Source organism: Rothia sp. 110740021-2, from assembly GCF_054263775.1.
Genome location: NZ_JBSZFE010000001.1, coordinates 1,316,931 through 1,331,257, shown reverse-complemented (window position 1 = coordinate 1,331,257; position 14,327 = coordinate 1,316,931). Strand labels below are relative to the sequence as shown.

The following is a 14,327-nucleotide window of genomic DNA, read 5'->3' as shown; positions in this document are numbered from 1 at the left end:
AGTGCTAGTCCCGGCATGAGCTCAGAGCGTAGGCGGCAGATAACTCTCGCTCGCAACGGCCCATTGTGGGGATAATAGAGGAAGGAACGCGTGAAGGATCTAGCCGGCACGCAACAATAGATCCCGCACGCAACAATAGATACAGAACGTAAAGGAGCCCAGGATGAGCATTATTTTTGATCCGGCAGACCGTGGCGCATCCCAGAACGCGGCACAGGGTAACGTCGCGCAGGGTGGGGCAGCGCAGAACGATGCAGCGCAGGAGATTCCCGCTTCCGTACGCAACGCCATGGAACTGAACCCCAACGCGGCACAGTCTGCTGGCGAACAGGGTGGCGAACAGACCCCCTCCGCTCCCACCTGGCGCTACGAGGTCAACACCCCCGAAGAGTTCCAGAAGTTCGTGCAGCTCTCCAGTCAGGGTGCCGTAATTTTTGCGCTCTACGCGCCGCACTCGCCCTCCTCCCTGCAGATGCTCGAAGGCGTGCAGAAGCTCGTCGACTCCGCCGCAGGTAGCATGATTTGCGCCGCCGTGGACGTCACCAAGCTTCCCGAAGCTGCCCAGGCATTCGGCGTGAGCGGCGTGCCCGCGGGTGTTGCCGTTCTGGCGGGCCGCCCGGCACCGATTTACACCGGCCCGGTCAGCGCAGAAGACCTCGGCGATGTGCTCTCCCAGGTTCTGCAGCTCGCGGCACAGTACCAGCTGCCCGGCGGATTCGACCCGGTCGTTCCCGACGACGAAAAGCCCCTGCCGCCCCTGCACGCAGAAGCCGTCGCCGCCCTTGACCGCGGTGACTTGGAGGGCGCCCGCGCCGCATACCGCAAGGCAATCACCGAGAACCCCGGCGATAAGGAAGCGAAGCTCGGCCTGGAACAGGTTGAACTGCTCTCACGAGTGAAGGACCTGGACATGGCAACCGAACGTGCGGCGGCCGCTGCAGACCCCATGAATATTGACGCGGCATTCAATGTAGCCGATCTGGATCTAGTGGGTGGCCACGTGGAAGACTCCTACAACCGTCTGCTGCGCCTGTTTAGCGCAGTGGGCCCCGACGATAAGGCGCGTGTGCGTGAACGCCTCGTGCAGCTCTTCGACGTGGTGGGTGTATCTGACCCGCGCACCGTCAAAGCGCGTGCAGCACTGACCATGGCGCTGTTCTAAAAAACAGCTGTCACCGGGGAAACGTCATGAGCCGGTCTAACCGGCTGAAACTTTGAATACGGACGGGCTATCGTCTACCCCTGTACTCGGGCTGTGGGATAGGCGGTAGCCCGCTCTGATTTTTGTGGTTTTGGTGGTTTTATTGAAGGAGAGATCAGAAACCCCAACCTGACAGATAGCGCGCCAGGACGCTACAGATAGCACCCCGGAATGTCCATATACTGCACGACGGATACGTAATATGCGGTTTTATAGCCAAAGCCTGTGGCCTTTTTTACAAGAGTGATAGGGTGAAAACATGAACACTAGTCATTTTTCTCGAAACCCTGATTCGCATGAACCAGGTTCGCCGCAGAACCCGGTACAAGAGACCGCAGTAGAGGCAGCCCCCGCCGCGGCAGTACCCCAGGCTATAGCCTCGGAAGCTGTACGCGTACCGGACACCCCTGCGGAGGCACTCCCAACCCCCGCAGCAGCTGTTCCCGCATCGGTAGCACCGCAGCTACCCGTCACCCCGCAGACTATACCTGCGGCTGGTGCTTGCCCCGCCATTGAAATCCGCGGCCTCACCAAGGCATTCGGCCAGAAGGTCGCCGTCGACCGTATCAACCTCGACATCCCCTCCGGATCCTTCTACGGACTGGTCGGCCGCAACGGTGCCGGTAAAACCACCACCATCTCCATGGTCACCGGTATGCTCATGCCCGATGAAGGCACCGCATACGTGCGTGGTATTGACATGTGGGCCGACCCGCTCAAAGCCAAAGCACACCTGGGCGTGCTGCCCGATGGCGTGCACCTCTTCGACAAGCTCACCGGTGAGCAGCTCATCACCTACTCCGGCTACCTGCACGGAATCGATAAGGAAACCGTCGCCTCCCGCGTCAAGGATCTGCTCACTGCAATGGACCTGACCGACGCTGCGGGCCGTGCCGTCGCCGACTACTCCGCCGGTATGACCAAGAAGATTGCGCTCGCCGCCGCTCTCGTTCACGCGCCCTCCGCGCTGATTCTCGATGAGCCCTTCGAAGCGGTCGACCCGGTTTCTGCCGCAAATATTCAGGACATTCTGCGTGGCTTCGTTGCCTCCGGCGGAACTGTCATTATCTCCTCGCACGTGATGGACCTTGTTCAGCGCCTGTGCGACCACGTAGCCGTCATGGACTCCGGTCGTATTCTCGCTGCCGGAACCGTCGACGAAGTACGCGCAGGCATTAGCCTTGAAGAACGATTCGTGCAGTTGGTCGGCGGCCGCACCTCCTCGGAAGGATTGTCATGGTTGGGCACCTCGTCTCACTAAAGTGGCAGTATGTGCTCGCTTCCTTCCGCCGTAGCATCTGGGCACTGATCGGCCTGATTTTTGCGGTGCTCTACACGGGCGGTATGCTCTTCAGCCTCGGTTCCGCATACGTGCTTGCTAATTCGAAGATCCCTGAATACGGTCAGCTCGGAGCCCTCCTTGTAGGTGCTGTTCTTGCCCTCGCCTGGGCTATCGTCCCTATCGTCTTTACCGGACTGGACGGCACCCTGGACGAGAGCCGATTCGTGCTCTTCCCCATCAAACCCTCCACCCTGCAGAAGGGCCAGTTCCTTGGCGGGTTCGTGGGTATCCCCGGTATTGCGAGCATTATTGCGGTGCTGCTGGGCGCTATCGCGTTTCTATCGCAGCCGCTTGCGCTCATCGTGTACCTCCTCTGCTGCGTGCTCGGCCTTGCGAACCTCATGGTGTGGGCACGTCTCGCAAACCGTCTGGGGATGGTGCTGAACGATAACCCGCGCATCGCCAATACCCTGATGATTATTGCTGTGCTACTGATGATGAGTGCCGGCTTTATCTTCGGCGGCACAATGATTTACCTGACCGAGCATTGGGATGAAGTGCTGCCCTACTTACCGTGGCTGGGTGTGACGCCTTTCGGGTCCGCGTTCGCGGTGCCCTACTTTATGACGACCGGCCATATGGGCGCCGCCCTTTGCTGCCTGGCCTTGACCCTTGTTTACCTGGCCGGCGGTTGGTGGTTGTGGGGTAAGAACCTTGCACGCTCCATGGCGAATGTGAGCGGTAGCGCCCACCATGCGAGTGCAGCCGAAGTCGCCGCAGGTGATTTGGGTCTGTTCGCTCGCTTCCCCGCAACCCCGCGAGGTGCCGTAGCGGCACGAACCCTGCACTCATTCCTGAAAGATAACCGTCTGCAGATGCTGGCCGTCAGCACCGCCATGCTTTACCTGATACTAACTGTGGGTATGCCGCTGTTCCTGAGTTCTGTGGGGTCCGGTAAGACTCATGTTGAATTCTCCGGCAACGCGGCTGAAGCCTACCAGATTATCAATAGCGGCGTCATGCAGCTCTTCGGATTCTGGATGTACTTCTGCACCATCTTCACCGGCTACTACATGTGCTACCTCGTCTCATACGACAACACTGCATTCAGCTTGCACGTACTCTCCCCGCTGCGCGGTATTGATGACCGCATCGGTCGTCTCTGGGGCTACAGCATCTTGACGGTTCCGGTCGTGGTGGTGGTGATATTCGTCGCCTGTGTAGCAAATGGACACCTGGACCTCTTCCCCATCGTGCTGATGCACCAGCTGGGAGTGTTCGCCGCGGCGGCTGGCATGGGATGCGTGATGGATACCTTCATCAGTCCGCCGGTGGCGCCTCCCGGTGCTAACCCGTTCAAGAACCCGAAGAACACTGACGGCTTCGCTAAACAGTTGCTGCTGATGCTCTCTATACTTCTGGTGATGCTCAGCGCACTACCTGGCGGTATCTCCGTTGTCCTGTATATTTTCCGCACGCAGGATATGCTGACCCTCGTCTACGGTGGCGTAATTCAGCTGCTGATTGGTGCCGCCCTGCTCGTGGGTGGCGTGGTGTGGGGCGGTCACCGCTACGACAAGGTCAGCTCCAAGATGCTGGAGCGCGTGGCACGCTTCTAAGTGAACTAACAAGAGTTGAAGCTCCAGCACATCAGGAATAAACGAGAATGGTTCCGTGTTAGGTACTAAGCCTGGCACGGAACCCCTTTTCTGCACCGCCCGAAATTCTAGCGGAAAGAAGCTCACCGTAATAACTAAGAGCCTATGGCCGAGCTGTGGTCTGCCTCCATATTGACCGCCCGTGGGCTCAGCACCTCCCAACTGCTACTAAAATAGAGAAGGCGCCGATCGTCCAACCGAGCGGCGGCGCCCCTCACCCTATGTATCCCGCCTCATTATCAAGGAGAAACATGAGCTCGATCGAAGGCATCGAAGACCCCTTTGGCCCCGGAACCGCAGGCGGCACCGCCCTGCTCGAACGCGAAGAAACCCAGCTTTCTGAGCCCGGCGACCACGAGCGCTTCTCCCACTACGTACGCAAGGAAAAGATCCTCGAATCGGCGCTGACCGGTGAACCCGTGCGCGCCCTCTGCGGCAAAATGTGGGTACCCGGCCGTGACCCGCAGAAGTTCCCCGTCTGCCCCCAGTGCAAGGAAATCTACGAAGGCCTCGCACCAGGCAACGACGGAGGCAACGGCTCCGGCGAATAATACGCGCCAGATAAATACACCTCAGGCAATACGCCTGAATACATACGATTGAATAACACGCAGCAGCGAGACTCAACGGCCCAACACCGTCCATGAGACTTTGCTGACGAGCACAAAATTCTTGCACCACAACCCGGCAACAGCCCGTGGATGTGGTGCTAGAATTTAACCTCGCTGTTTCCGGACCGCCAGACGCCCACCACCTCCACACGTGGGAGAAGAGTCAGCGGATGGAACCAGCAGATGCAGACGAGGAAGAAGGAGAGAATGAGCGCACCCGCAGAGGAACCCACACTATTCGACAGTATGGCGAAGCCGAAGCTCTCCCCGGCATATCCCGACCGCGCCCCCTGGGGTACCTCCGTCAGCCTGCGCGCCTGGCAGGCAGAAGCCATGCAGAAGTACTTCGACACCAACCCCCGCGACTTCATGGCAGTCGCAACCCCCGGCGCGGGTAAAACCACGTTTGCGTTGACCCTCGCCAAGGAACTATTCAACCGCGGTACGGTCCGCCAGCTTATTGTTGTGGCGCCGACCGACCACCTGAAAAAGCAGTGGGCAGACGCCGCCGCGAAGGTCGGTATTCCCATTGACCCGAACTTCAAGAACGCAGATGTAACCATCAGCCGCCACTACAAGGGTGTGGCGCTGACCTACGCGCAGGTGGCAAATAAGCCGCAGCTGCACGCTCGCAACACCGAGGCGACGAAAACCCTCGTGATTTTTGATGAGATTCACCACGCAGGTGATTCGCTGTCCTGGGGTGACGGCCTGCGTGAAGCGTTCGACGATGCGACCCGCCGCGTGGCGCTCACGGGTACCCCGTTCCGCTCGGATACCTCCCCGATTCCGTTCGTCACCTACGAGGTCGACAATGACGGTATCCGCCGCTCCAAGGCAGATTACTCCTACGGTTACGGCCCCGCGTTGAAGGACCACGTGGTACGCCCGGTCATCTTCATGGCCTACTCGGGGCAGATGCGTTGGCGCACCTCCGCCGGTGAGGAAATGGCGGCAAACCTTGGTGAAGGATTCACCAAGGATATCACCTCCCAAGCGTGGCGAACCGCCCTTGACCCCAACGGCGAATGGATCCCGACCGTGCTCGCGGCAGCCGACAAGCGCCTGACCGAGGTGCGCCGCACCGTGCCCGACGCCGGTGCACTCGTCATCGCTACCGACCACGCGGACGCTAAAGCCTACGCCGAACAGATCCAGAAAATCACCGGCGAATACCCCGCCGTGATCCTCTCTGACGATCGTGAAGCCTCCGCAAAAATTGACGAATTCCGTGAAGGCATGCAACGCTGGATGGTTGCGGTGCGCATGGTGTCCGAAGGCGTGGACGTGCCCCGCCTCGCCGTGGGTGTGTATGCCACCAGCACCAGTACCCCGCTATTCTTCGCGCAGGCGATTGGTCGTTTCGTGCGTGCCCGCAAGCGCGGCGAAACCGCCTCCGTGTTCCTGCCGTCCGTGCCGCAGCTGATGATGCTCGCCAACGACATGGAAGTGGAACGTGACCACGCCCTTGACCGCGGAGCACCCCAGGAAATCGACCCCATGGTTGAGGGTCTGGACGACCACCTGCTCGAAGAAGCAAACCGCGAGGAGCGTGCCTCCGAGCAGCTGGCACGCGGCAAGTTCGAGGCGCTCGGCTCCGAGGCATCCTTTCACGGTGTGCTGTTCGACGGCGCCGAGTTCGCATCTGGTGATTTGGCGGTCGGTAGCGAGGAGGAGCAAGACTTCCTGGGTATTCCGGGTCTGCTAGATGCCGAACAGGTCGGTACGCTGCTGCGAGCGCATCAGCGTGAGCATGCGGCACGTCGCCCGGCCACTGCCGCACCTTCGGTGGTGGATCACCGCCAACTGAAGGCGCTGCGAAATAAGCTGGCGAAGAATGTGGCGGCGTGGTCGATTCGTTCGGGGCAGCCGCACGGCGTGATTCATAATGAGCTGCGTAAGATTTGTGGCGGCCCGGCGGTGGCGCAGGCTTCTGCTGAGCAGATTCAGGCGCGTATCGATAAGCTGTCGGACTGGTTCGTTGGTCGACGCTAGAATGTGAATAGAACGTACGGAAAGCCCCGCGAGTGTGTGTGCTCGCGGGGCTTTTTCATGCCCGGAAATGCCTGGTTGAGCGAAGTTATGGCGTGATGAGTTGAGAATGTTTTTCGGGTTCTATACCCCAGAAAATGAATATTGTACACAGTATACAAAGGTGTAAATTATTCACCCATCTGAAATCCCATGAAAGAAAACCTCATGCCACACAACGCACACCCCACCCGGCGCACCATCCTCACTGGCGCAGCATGGGCACTGCCCATCATTGTGGCTTCCGCCCTAGTACCCGCATACGCAGCCAATGGCGCACAAACCCACACCTCCCCCCGCCCATGATCAAAGGACAGGTAAACGGTCCCAAGACCTTCACCGTCCCGGTGGGCATACGCGAACTCAGCTTCACCGCACCGCTGCCCGGATCCAGCTATGCATTAACCCGGTCTGCGGTCTGGAATGGGTACGCGGCAGCTTGGCTGACTAAGTAGCCGCGGCTACTCGAGTTGTATCGTTCGATGAGTCGTGGGCACACTAAGTCATAGGCACGCTAGAGGCGGGGAGCCTGGGATAGCACATCCCAAGACTCCCCGCCTCTGCATATTCTGCGTCTCTATATATTCAACGCCGCCTGAAATGACGAGTTACCTACAGTGATAGTGGAGGTTAGAGAACCTCAACCACCTCAACGCCCTCATCTTCAAGCTCGGAAACCACGTCGTCGAGCTTGTCCTCGTGCACGGGCGCGGTCAGGTCAACCAATACGCGAGTCTCGTAGCCTGCATCGACCGCATCGCGAGCGGTTGCCGACACGCAATAATCGGTCGCGATACCAACAATATCGACGAACTCGATACCGTGCTCATCCAGCCACTCCGACAGGGGAGTCTGCGGGCCTCCCTCGGACGCGTCTACACCGGGTTCGTGCTCGCCGGTTGCGACCTCATCCTCGGGTGCCAGAAGGCCCTCAAACCCCGAGTAAGCTGCCTCGAAGCGGCCCTTACGGAAGTACGCCTCAATATAGTCGGTGTCCAGATTCTCATGAATCTGTGAGCCTTCGCTCTTCGCGACGCAGTGCACCGGCCAGGAGTCCACAAAGTCCGGGGTGTCGGAGAAGTGTGAACCCGGATCAATATGCCAATCCTGGGTGGCAACAATCGCGTCATAGCGGTGGTGATTGTTCTCCACATACTCGCTAATCAGCGCGGCAATATCCGCGCCGCGCTCAGTAGCGAGGGTGCCGCCGGCGCAGAAATCGTTCTGCACGTCAACAATAATCAGTGCCTTAGACATGTCTGTCCTTTACAAGTAGGGAAGGTCTTCACTCTGATTCGCCAGGTGAAAACAGTATCTCAGAAGGATGGTTTAGATGAACTCGGTCGGAATGATCGGCTCACCCTCCGAGAGGCGGTGGGCAGCTTCCGGAAGCTCAGCCAGGGAGGCTGCGTGGCGGGCGGTTGCGCGGCGCACGCCTTCCTCACCGGTGAAGCCGGGCAGCAGTTCGCCGTTGCGAACGAAGTCCACCATGAGCGGGCGGGTGTCTTCGAGCAGGCTCGGGTCCTCGTGGGTGCCCAGAACCTCGGCGGTCGCAATGCCCATGCCGTTGAGTCGGCGGGCCGCACGCTTGGCACCACCGATAGAAGCCTTGCCAGCCGAGGCCTTAGCGACCGGCTGCATTTCACCAGCGGCGTTCTCACGCTCGACGACCTTGTACACCATGGAGGAAGTCGGCGCACCGGAACCGGTGACCAGCTTGGTACCCACGCCGTAGGAGTCCACGGGTGCTGCCGCCAGGGATGCGATAGCGTACTCGTCCAGGTCGCTGGTGACGGTGATCTTGGTGTGGGTATTGCCGAGCGAGTCGAGCAGTTCACGCACGCGTGCCGCGGTAGCGACCAGGTCGCCGGAATCCAGACGCACACCCCCGAGCTCTTCGCCAGCGAGTTCCACGCCGAGGCGGACTGCCTCGTCCACGTTGTAGGTGTCGACGAGCAGGGTGGTGCGGGCACCGAGGGAACGCAGCTGTGCCTCGAATGCTTCACGTTCGCTGTCGTGCAGCAGGGTGAAAGCGTGGGCGCTGGTGCCGATGGTGTGCAGGCCGTAGCGCAGACCAGCCTCCAGGTTGGAGGTGCCCACGAAGCCGGCGATAACGGCGGCACGTGCAGCGGAGACGGCGGCGCGTTCGTGGGCGCGGCGCGAACCCATTTCGAGGCAGGGTCGGTTGCCTGCGGCTGCGCTCATGCGGGAGGCTGCACTCGCCACGGCGGAGTCAAAGTTCAGGATGGACAGCAGGTACGTTTCGAGGACGCACGCTTCGGCGAAGGTACCTTCGACCTGCAGGACGGGGGAGTGGGGGAAGAACGCTTCGCCTTCTGCGTAGCCGCGGATCTCGCCGCTGAAGGTGAAAGATTCGAGGTAGGAGAGGGTTTCTTTGTTGACGATGTTGCGGGAGGAGAGGAAGGAGAGTTCTTCGTCGTTGAAGTGGAAGTCTGCGAGGCCTTCGAGGAATCGGCCGGTGCCTGCGAGGATACCGTAGCGGCGGCCTGCGGGTAGGCGGCGGGTGAAGACTTCGAAGGTGCACTTACGGTTGGCTGCGCCCGATGCGAGTGCCGCCTGGAGCATGGTCAGTTCGTAGTGATCGGTGAGAAGAGAGGTAGTAGCCATGTGTTTATTGTAGAGGGGAATTAGGGTATTTTTCCTCTTGAGTCGGCGTGTCAATCACTACATAAAGTATTCTTGACTCTAAGTACTGTAGTATGACAAATTACCAGCATTCTGTGTATGAACAACGCAGTCTAAACACCGCAGTAGCGCAGGACGAACACAGGGGCAACACATACCCGCCCGTATAATCAAAGGGAACCGGCCGCAAAGGAAACCAATGAACACTACCGCCGTGACCCTCTCCACCGGAACCCTTGAAGAGACCGACCTCGACACCGCCCTGGAAAACATCCTCGCCACAGACATCCCCTGGAAAGTCATCGTCTGGAACGACCCCGTCAATCTCATGACCTACGTGTCCTACGTCTTCCGCAGTCACTTTGGCTATTCCCGCGCCCGCGCCGAAGAGCTCATGCTGCAGGTGCACAACAACGGCAAGGCAATCGTCTTCACCGGCTCACGCGAAGACGCCGAAAAACACACCCAGGCAATGCACGCCTGGGGCCTGCTGGCAACCTTCGAGAAAGTAGAAAACTAATGGCGCGACCCTTCCGCCGCACCCCCGGAGGCTACACCGCCTCCTTCGAACCCGCTGAACGCGACCTGATCCGCGAACTCGCCGAAGACGTGCGCGCACTACTGCGCCCGGCAGACACCACCGCTGACGGTAGCACCGTCGACCCGCTGGAGGCGCTGGTCGGCATCACCGAAAAGCCCACCCTCCCCGCCGACAGCGCAGTAGCGCGCCTGCTACCGGCCGCAAGCAACGACGACGAGACCGCCATCGAATACCGCCGCTACACCGAACGCGACCTGCGCGAAACCAAACGCGCAAACCTCGCCATGCTCGCATTCGACATCGAATCCAGGGACCTGAGCCTGAACGAGGAACATGCCCGTGCCTGGGCTGCCGCGCTCGGCGATATTCGTCTAGTGCTCGCCGACCGCCTCTACATCGTGGACGAAGACACCGCAGAAGACATTGCGGCGTTTACCGACCCTTCCGAGATTGAGACCCAGGAAGAGTACATGGCTGTGGTGTATAACTTCGTCTCCTGGGTTCAGGACTCGCTCATGCTCGCCATGATCGACGGGCTGGATGACAAAGAAACACCCGGTCGAGCATGTGGCGAGACAACCGAGCAAGAATAGAGCGAATTTTTCGAGTTACCCCTCAAACTATCGTCATATACAACCACTTAATGGTGGTTCTCGACTCATCTAACCGCTCAACGGACTAAAAGGGTAACCTTAGCGAGTTAGCATAGAACGTGGTACCCGACCGATAACGAAGTGTAGGTGACACATGAGTGACAGCATCGACGCGACCAATCCCTACCGTGCCCGCACCCCCTGGGGTAGCCCTGCGCCCGTAGGCCCCACGGCTGCGGCACCCATCGGCGTCTTCGACTCTGGTGTCGGCGGACTCACCGTGGCACGCGCCATCATGGACCAGTTGCCTCACGAACGCATTATCTACGTCGGCGACACCGCTCACGGACCCTACGGCCCCCTCAAAATCGCAGAAGTACGCGCCAACGCGCTACGCATCATGGACGAACTCGTCGACTCAGGCGTGAAAATGCTCGTCATCGCCTGCAATACCGCCTCCGCAGCGGTGCTCCGCGACGCCCGCGAACGCTACACCCGCCAGTACGGCATCCCCGTCATTGAGGTGATTCAGCCCGCCGCCCGCCGTGCGCTCGCCGCAACCCGCAACCGTAAGATCGGTGTGATTGCGACGGAGGCGACCGTCACCTCCCGCGCCTACGAGGATACTTTCGCGATTACCCCGAACCTTGAGGTGTACTCGGTAGCATGCCCGCGCTTCGTAGAGTTCGTGGAGAAGGGTATTACCTCCGGCCCCGAGCTGCTGGAGACCGCCCGCCAGTACCTGCAGCCGCTCAAGGACGCCGGCGTGGACACCCTCGTGCTCGGCTGTACCCACTACCCGTTGCTAACCGGTGTGATTTCCTACATTATGGGTGAGGACGTCAGCCTGGTTTCCTCCGCGGATGAGACCGCGAAGGACGTGTACCGCGAGCTGCTCAACCACGCCATTGAAAGCCCGGTCCCCGAGGAAAACCCGCACCACGAATTCCTCGCCACCGGCGAATCTGAGACGTTCTCGCACCTGGCGCGCCGATTCCTCGGCCCTGAGGTCACCAACGTGCGCCACACCAGCTCGGTTGCGGAACGCTACCCGACCGGCTCGCTGGCTGCACTCACTCCCGAAATGCTTACGGCACACCGCAACATCAACATCAACGAATCGGCAGATCCTGCAGAGGCGGCACGCATCTCCGTGGGCACCGAATTTTCTGGCACCATCCCTAAGGACGACACCTCATGCGTCTAACCGTTATCGGTTGCACGGGCTCCTTCCCCGGCCCCGTCTCACCGGCTAGTTGCTATATGCTCACCGCCACGGACTTCGCGGGTCGAACCTGGCGCATCATCATGGACATGGGCAACGGCTCACTCGGCATGCTCCAGCACCATATCGATCTGAGCGATATCGACGCGATTCTGATTTCGCACCTGCACCCGGACCACTGCGTTGACCTGTCCGGTCTGCACGTGGCGGTCAAGTGGGATCCGCGCGGCTGGCCTAAGGGCCGTATTCCGCTGTACGGTCCCGCCGCAATTAACGAGTACCTTTCTGCGACTCACGGCCTGGACCCGGACCCGGGCATGAGCACCGAATTCGAGTACCACACCTGGACTGAGGGCGAGACCGTGCAGATAGGGCCCTTCCGTGTGGAGCCGTTCCGTGTGGTTCACCCCTCGAAGGACCCGTACGCCCTGCGTATCACCTGCAACGACCGCGAGGGCCACACCGTGTTCTCGTACTCGGGCGATACCGACCTGTGCGAGGGCCTGGTTAAGGCTGCGCGCGGCGCTGACCTGTTCCTCTGTGAGGCGGCATACCAGGAGGGTCGCGATGATGCCCTGCGCGGTATTCACCTGACTGGCAAGCGTGCCGGTGAGGCTGCCACGGAGGCGGGTGTGCGTAACCTGCTGCTGACCCACCTACCCGTGTGGAACGACCCGGATATCGCCTACGCGGAGGCGCGCAGTGCCTTCTCCGGCCCGGTCGGCATTGCCGAAATGGCGGCAAGCTACCGCATCTACCCGCGCCCGACGGAGGCTCACCCGGTCACGTCCACCCTGAATGTGGTCGAGGTGCTTGATCCGCCGCTGAATACCGCGATTGCTCTCCCTAAGCCAGAGCTAGATTAGGCGAAGCCCGAACTGGACTAGACCAAACCCGAGCTAGGCTAAAACGAGCTGGACTAGTGCAAACTGTGCTCAGTCCCGCCCACTTTTTGACATAGAATCAACAGACAGACATAAATCCCGCAGACAGATTCAAGGAGAACCCATGACTGCTACCCGCGAAGACGGCCGTGCCCTCAACGAGCTGCGCCCCATCACCATCACCCGCGGTTGGTCCCGCAACGCTGAGGGCTCCGCGCTCATCGAGTTCGGCAACACCCGCGTGCTGTGCACCGCATCCTTCACCGAGGGTGTGCCTCGCTGGCTCAAAGGTGAAGGTAAGGGCTGGGTGACCGCCGAGTACGCGATGTTGCCGCGCGCCACCAACACCCGTTCTTCTCGCGAGTCGCTCAAGGGCCGCGTGGGCGGCCGCACCCACGAAATTTCTCGCCTGATTGGTCGCTCCCTGCGCGCCGTCATCAACATGGATGAGCTGGGCGAGAACACTATTGTGCTCGACTGTGATGTTCTGCAGGCTGATGGCGGCACCCGCACCGCCTCCATCACCGGCGCATATGTGGCACTGGCTGACGCTATTTCTTGGGCAAAGGAACAGAAGATTCTGCCTGCTAAGGCGAACCCGCTGATTGATTCGGTATCCGCAATTTCGGTGGGCATTATTGACGGCACCCCCATGCTGGATTTGCCCTACACCGAGGATGTACGTGCAGAGACCGACATGAACGTGGTCGTTACCGGCAGCGGCAAGTTCGTTGAGGTGCAGGGCACCGCCGAGGGGGCACCCTTCGATCGCGACGAACTCAACAGCCTGCTCGACCTGGCGCTGGAAGGCACTGCAGAGCTGGCTCAGATTCAGCGTGAAGCACTAGCACACTAACCCGTCCCGGTAACTAGTTCCGTCGATAAGGAGAAACTATGGCAGACGCAAAGATTGTTCTGGCAAGCCACAATAAGGGCAAGCTCAAGGAACTGCGCGAAATTCTGCGCGGACGCATTGATGGCCTGGACGTTAATACCCAGGTGGTTGACGCCTCCAGCGTGAACGCACCCGATGTTCCCGAGACCGGCGTGACCTTCGCTGAGAACTCCCTGCTGAAGGCACGCGCTGTTGCCGAGGCAACTGGCCTGGTCGCTATTGCTGACGATTCCGGCCTGTCGGTGGATGTGCTCAACGGCACCCCCGGTATTTTCTCGGCACGCTGGGCGGGTAACCACGGTGATGACACCGCGAACCTGAACCTGCTGCTGGCTCAGCTGAGCGATATTCCTGCCGAGCACCGCGGTGCGAAGTTCTGCTGTGCGGCGTCAGTCGCCTCCCCGAACGGTTTTGAGGCGGTCGAGTACGGCGAGCTGCCTGGCGAGTTGCTGACTGCACCGGCTGGGAAGGGCGGCTTCGGCTACGACCCGATTCTGCGCCCCGTGGAGCTGAACGGCGAGAACGCCCTGTATGAGGGCCAGTACGCTGGCAAGTCGTGCGCTGAGATTCCCGCAGAGATTAAGAATTCGATTAGCCACCGTGCGCGTGCTTTTGAGGCGCTAATTCCTCAGATTGCTGCGGCGCTGGCTTCCTAAAACCGTCGCTGAGGTGCCAGAGTGTACTCGCTGTGCCGGTCTCACTGCGCTGGCCTGATGGGTGAAAACGCGGGGCTGGGTGCGATTTTTTACGCATCCCTCTA

General features: G+C 60.2%; 14 protein-coding genes. 12 read left to right on the top strand and 2 right to left on the bottom strand.

Annotated elements, in window-relative coordinates; all coding sequences use genetic code 11:
- The first annotated feature begins 163 nt into the window (after positions 1-163).
- The 6 genes from ACUXHH_RS05450 (at position 164) to ACUXHH_RS05425 (ending at position 7,089) form a co-directional block, all read left to right on the top strand.
- Entirely contained in the window at positions 164-1,162 is a 999-nt protein-coding gene (locus tag ACUXHH_RS05450; protein WP_458390985.1) for a co-chaperone YbbN, read from the top strand.
- 298 nt (positions 1,163-1,460) lie between these two features.
- A complete protein-coding gene (locus tag ACUXHH_RS05445) occupies positions 1,461-2,462 on the top strand; it encodes an ABC transporter ATP-binding protein (RefSeq protein ID WP_458390984.1) in 1,002 nt (333 codons plus the stop codon).
- The gene (locus ACUXHH_RS05440; RefSeq protein WP_458390983.1) at positions 2,438-4,102 is read left to right on the top strand and encodes a transporter; all 1,665 of its coding nucleotides are present in this window, start codon (positions 2,438-2,440) and stop codon (positions 4,100-4,102) included. Before ACUXHH_RS05445 ends, ACUXHH_RS05440 begins: the two co-directional genes overlap by 25 nt.
- 290 nt (positions 4,103-4,392) lie before the next feature.
- Positions 4,393-4,692: a DUF3039 domain-containing protein gene (locus ACUXHH_RS05435; RefSeq protein ID WP_279740544.1), complete on the top strand. Its 300-nt coding sequence runs from the start codon at positions 4,393-4,395 to the stop codon at positions 4,690-4,692.
- 267 nt (positions 4,693-4,959) lie between these two features.
- Positions 4,960-6,747, top strand: coding sequence for a DEAD/DEAH box helicase (locus ACUXHH_RS05430; RefSeq protein ID WP_279754622.1), 1,788 nt, complete (start codon positions 4,960-4,962; stop codon positions 6,745-6,747).
- A 204-nt stretch (positions 6,748-6,951) separates the two neighbouring features.
- Positions 6,952-7,089: a hypothetical protein gene (locus ACUXHH_RS05425; RefSeq protein ID WP_279740547.1), complete on the top strand. Its 138-nt coding sequence runs from the start codon at positions 6,952-6,954 to the stop codon at positions 7,087-7,089.
- Positions 7,090-7,413: 324 nt separating this feature from the next.
- Here ACUXHH_RS05425 and ACUXHH_RS05420 read toward each other — a convergent pair whose 3' ends face one another.
- Entirely contained in the window at positions 7,414-8,040 is a 627-nt protein-coding gene (locus tag ACUXHH_RS05420) for an isochorismatase family protein (protein WP_279788687.1), read from the bottom strand.
- A gap of 72 nt (positions 8,041-8,112) precedes the next feature.
- Positions 8,113-9,411: a nicotinate phosphoribosyltransferase gene (locus tag ACUXHH_RS05415; protein ID WP_279740551.1), complete on the bottom strand. Its 1,299-nt coding sequence runs from the start codon at positions 9,409-9,411 to the stop codon at positions 8,113-8,115.
- 217 nt (positions 9,412-9,628) lie between these two features.
- Here ACUXHH_RS05415 and clpS point away from each other — a divergent pair, with 217 nt between their 5' ends.
- From clpS to ACUXHH_RS05385, 6 genes are all read left to right on the top strand, one after another.
- On the top strand, positions 9,629-9,949 hold the full coding sequence (clpS, locus tag ACUXHH_RS05410) for an ATP-dependent Clp protease adapter ClpS (protein WP_279754621.1): 321 nt from the start codon (positions 9,629-9,631) through the stop codon (positions 9,947-9,949).
- A complete protein-coding gene (locus ACUXHH_RS05405; protein ID WP_279740555.1) occupies positions 9,949-10,563 on the top strand; it encodes a DUF2017 domain-containing protein in 615 nt (204 codons plus the stop codon). Before clpS ends, ACUXHH_RS05405 begins: the two co-directional genes overlap by 1 nt.
- A 154-nt stretch (positions 10,564-10,717) precedes the next feature.
- Positions 10,718-11,770 (top strand): glutamate racemase, encoded by a 1,053-nt coding sequence (murI, locus tag ACUXHH_RS05400; protein ID WP_279740557.1) that lies wholly within the window; start codon positions 10,718-10,720, stop codon positions 11,768-11,770.
- Positions 11,761-12,654: an MBL fold metallo-hydrolase gene (locus ACUXHH_RS05395; RefSeq protein ID WP_458390982.1), complete on the top strand. Its 894-nt coding sequence runs from the start codon at positions 11,761-11,763 to the stop codon at positions 12,652-12,654. The genes murI and ACUXHH_RS05395 overlap by 10 nt, the downstream gene beginning before the upstream one ends.
- Positions 12,655-12,796: 142 nt before the next feature.
- Positions 12,797-13,528 (top strand): ribonuclease PH, encoded by a 732-nt coding sequence (rph, locus tag ACUXHH_RS05390; protein ID WP_005506419.1) that lies wholly within the window; start codon positions 12,797-12,799, stop codon positions 13,526-13,528.
- A 38-nt stretch (positions 13,529-13,566) separates the two neighbouring features.
- Entirely contained in the window at positions 13,567-14,223 is a 657-nt protein-coding gene (locus tag ACUXHH_RS05385; protein WP_458390981.1) for a non-canonical purine NTP pyrophosphatase, read from the top strand.
- Positions 14,224-14,327: the final 104 nt, after the last annotated feature.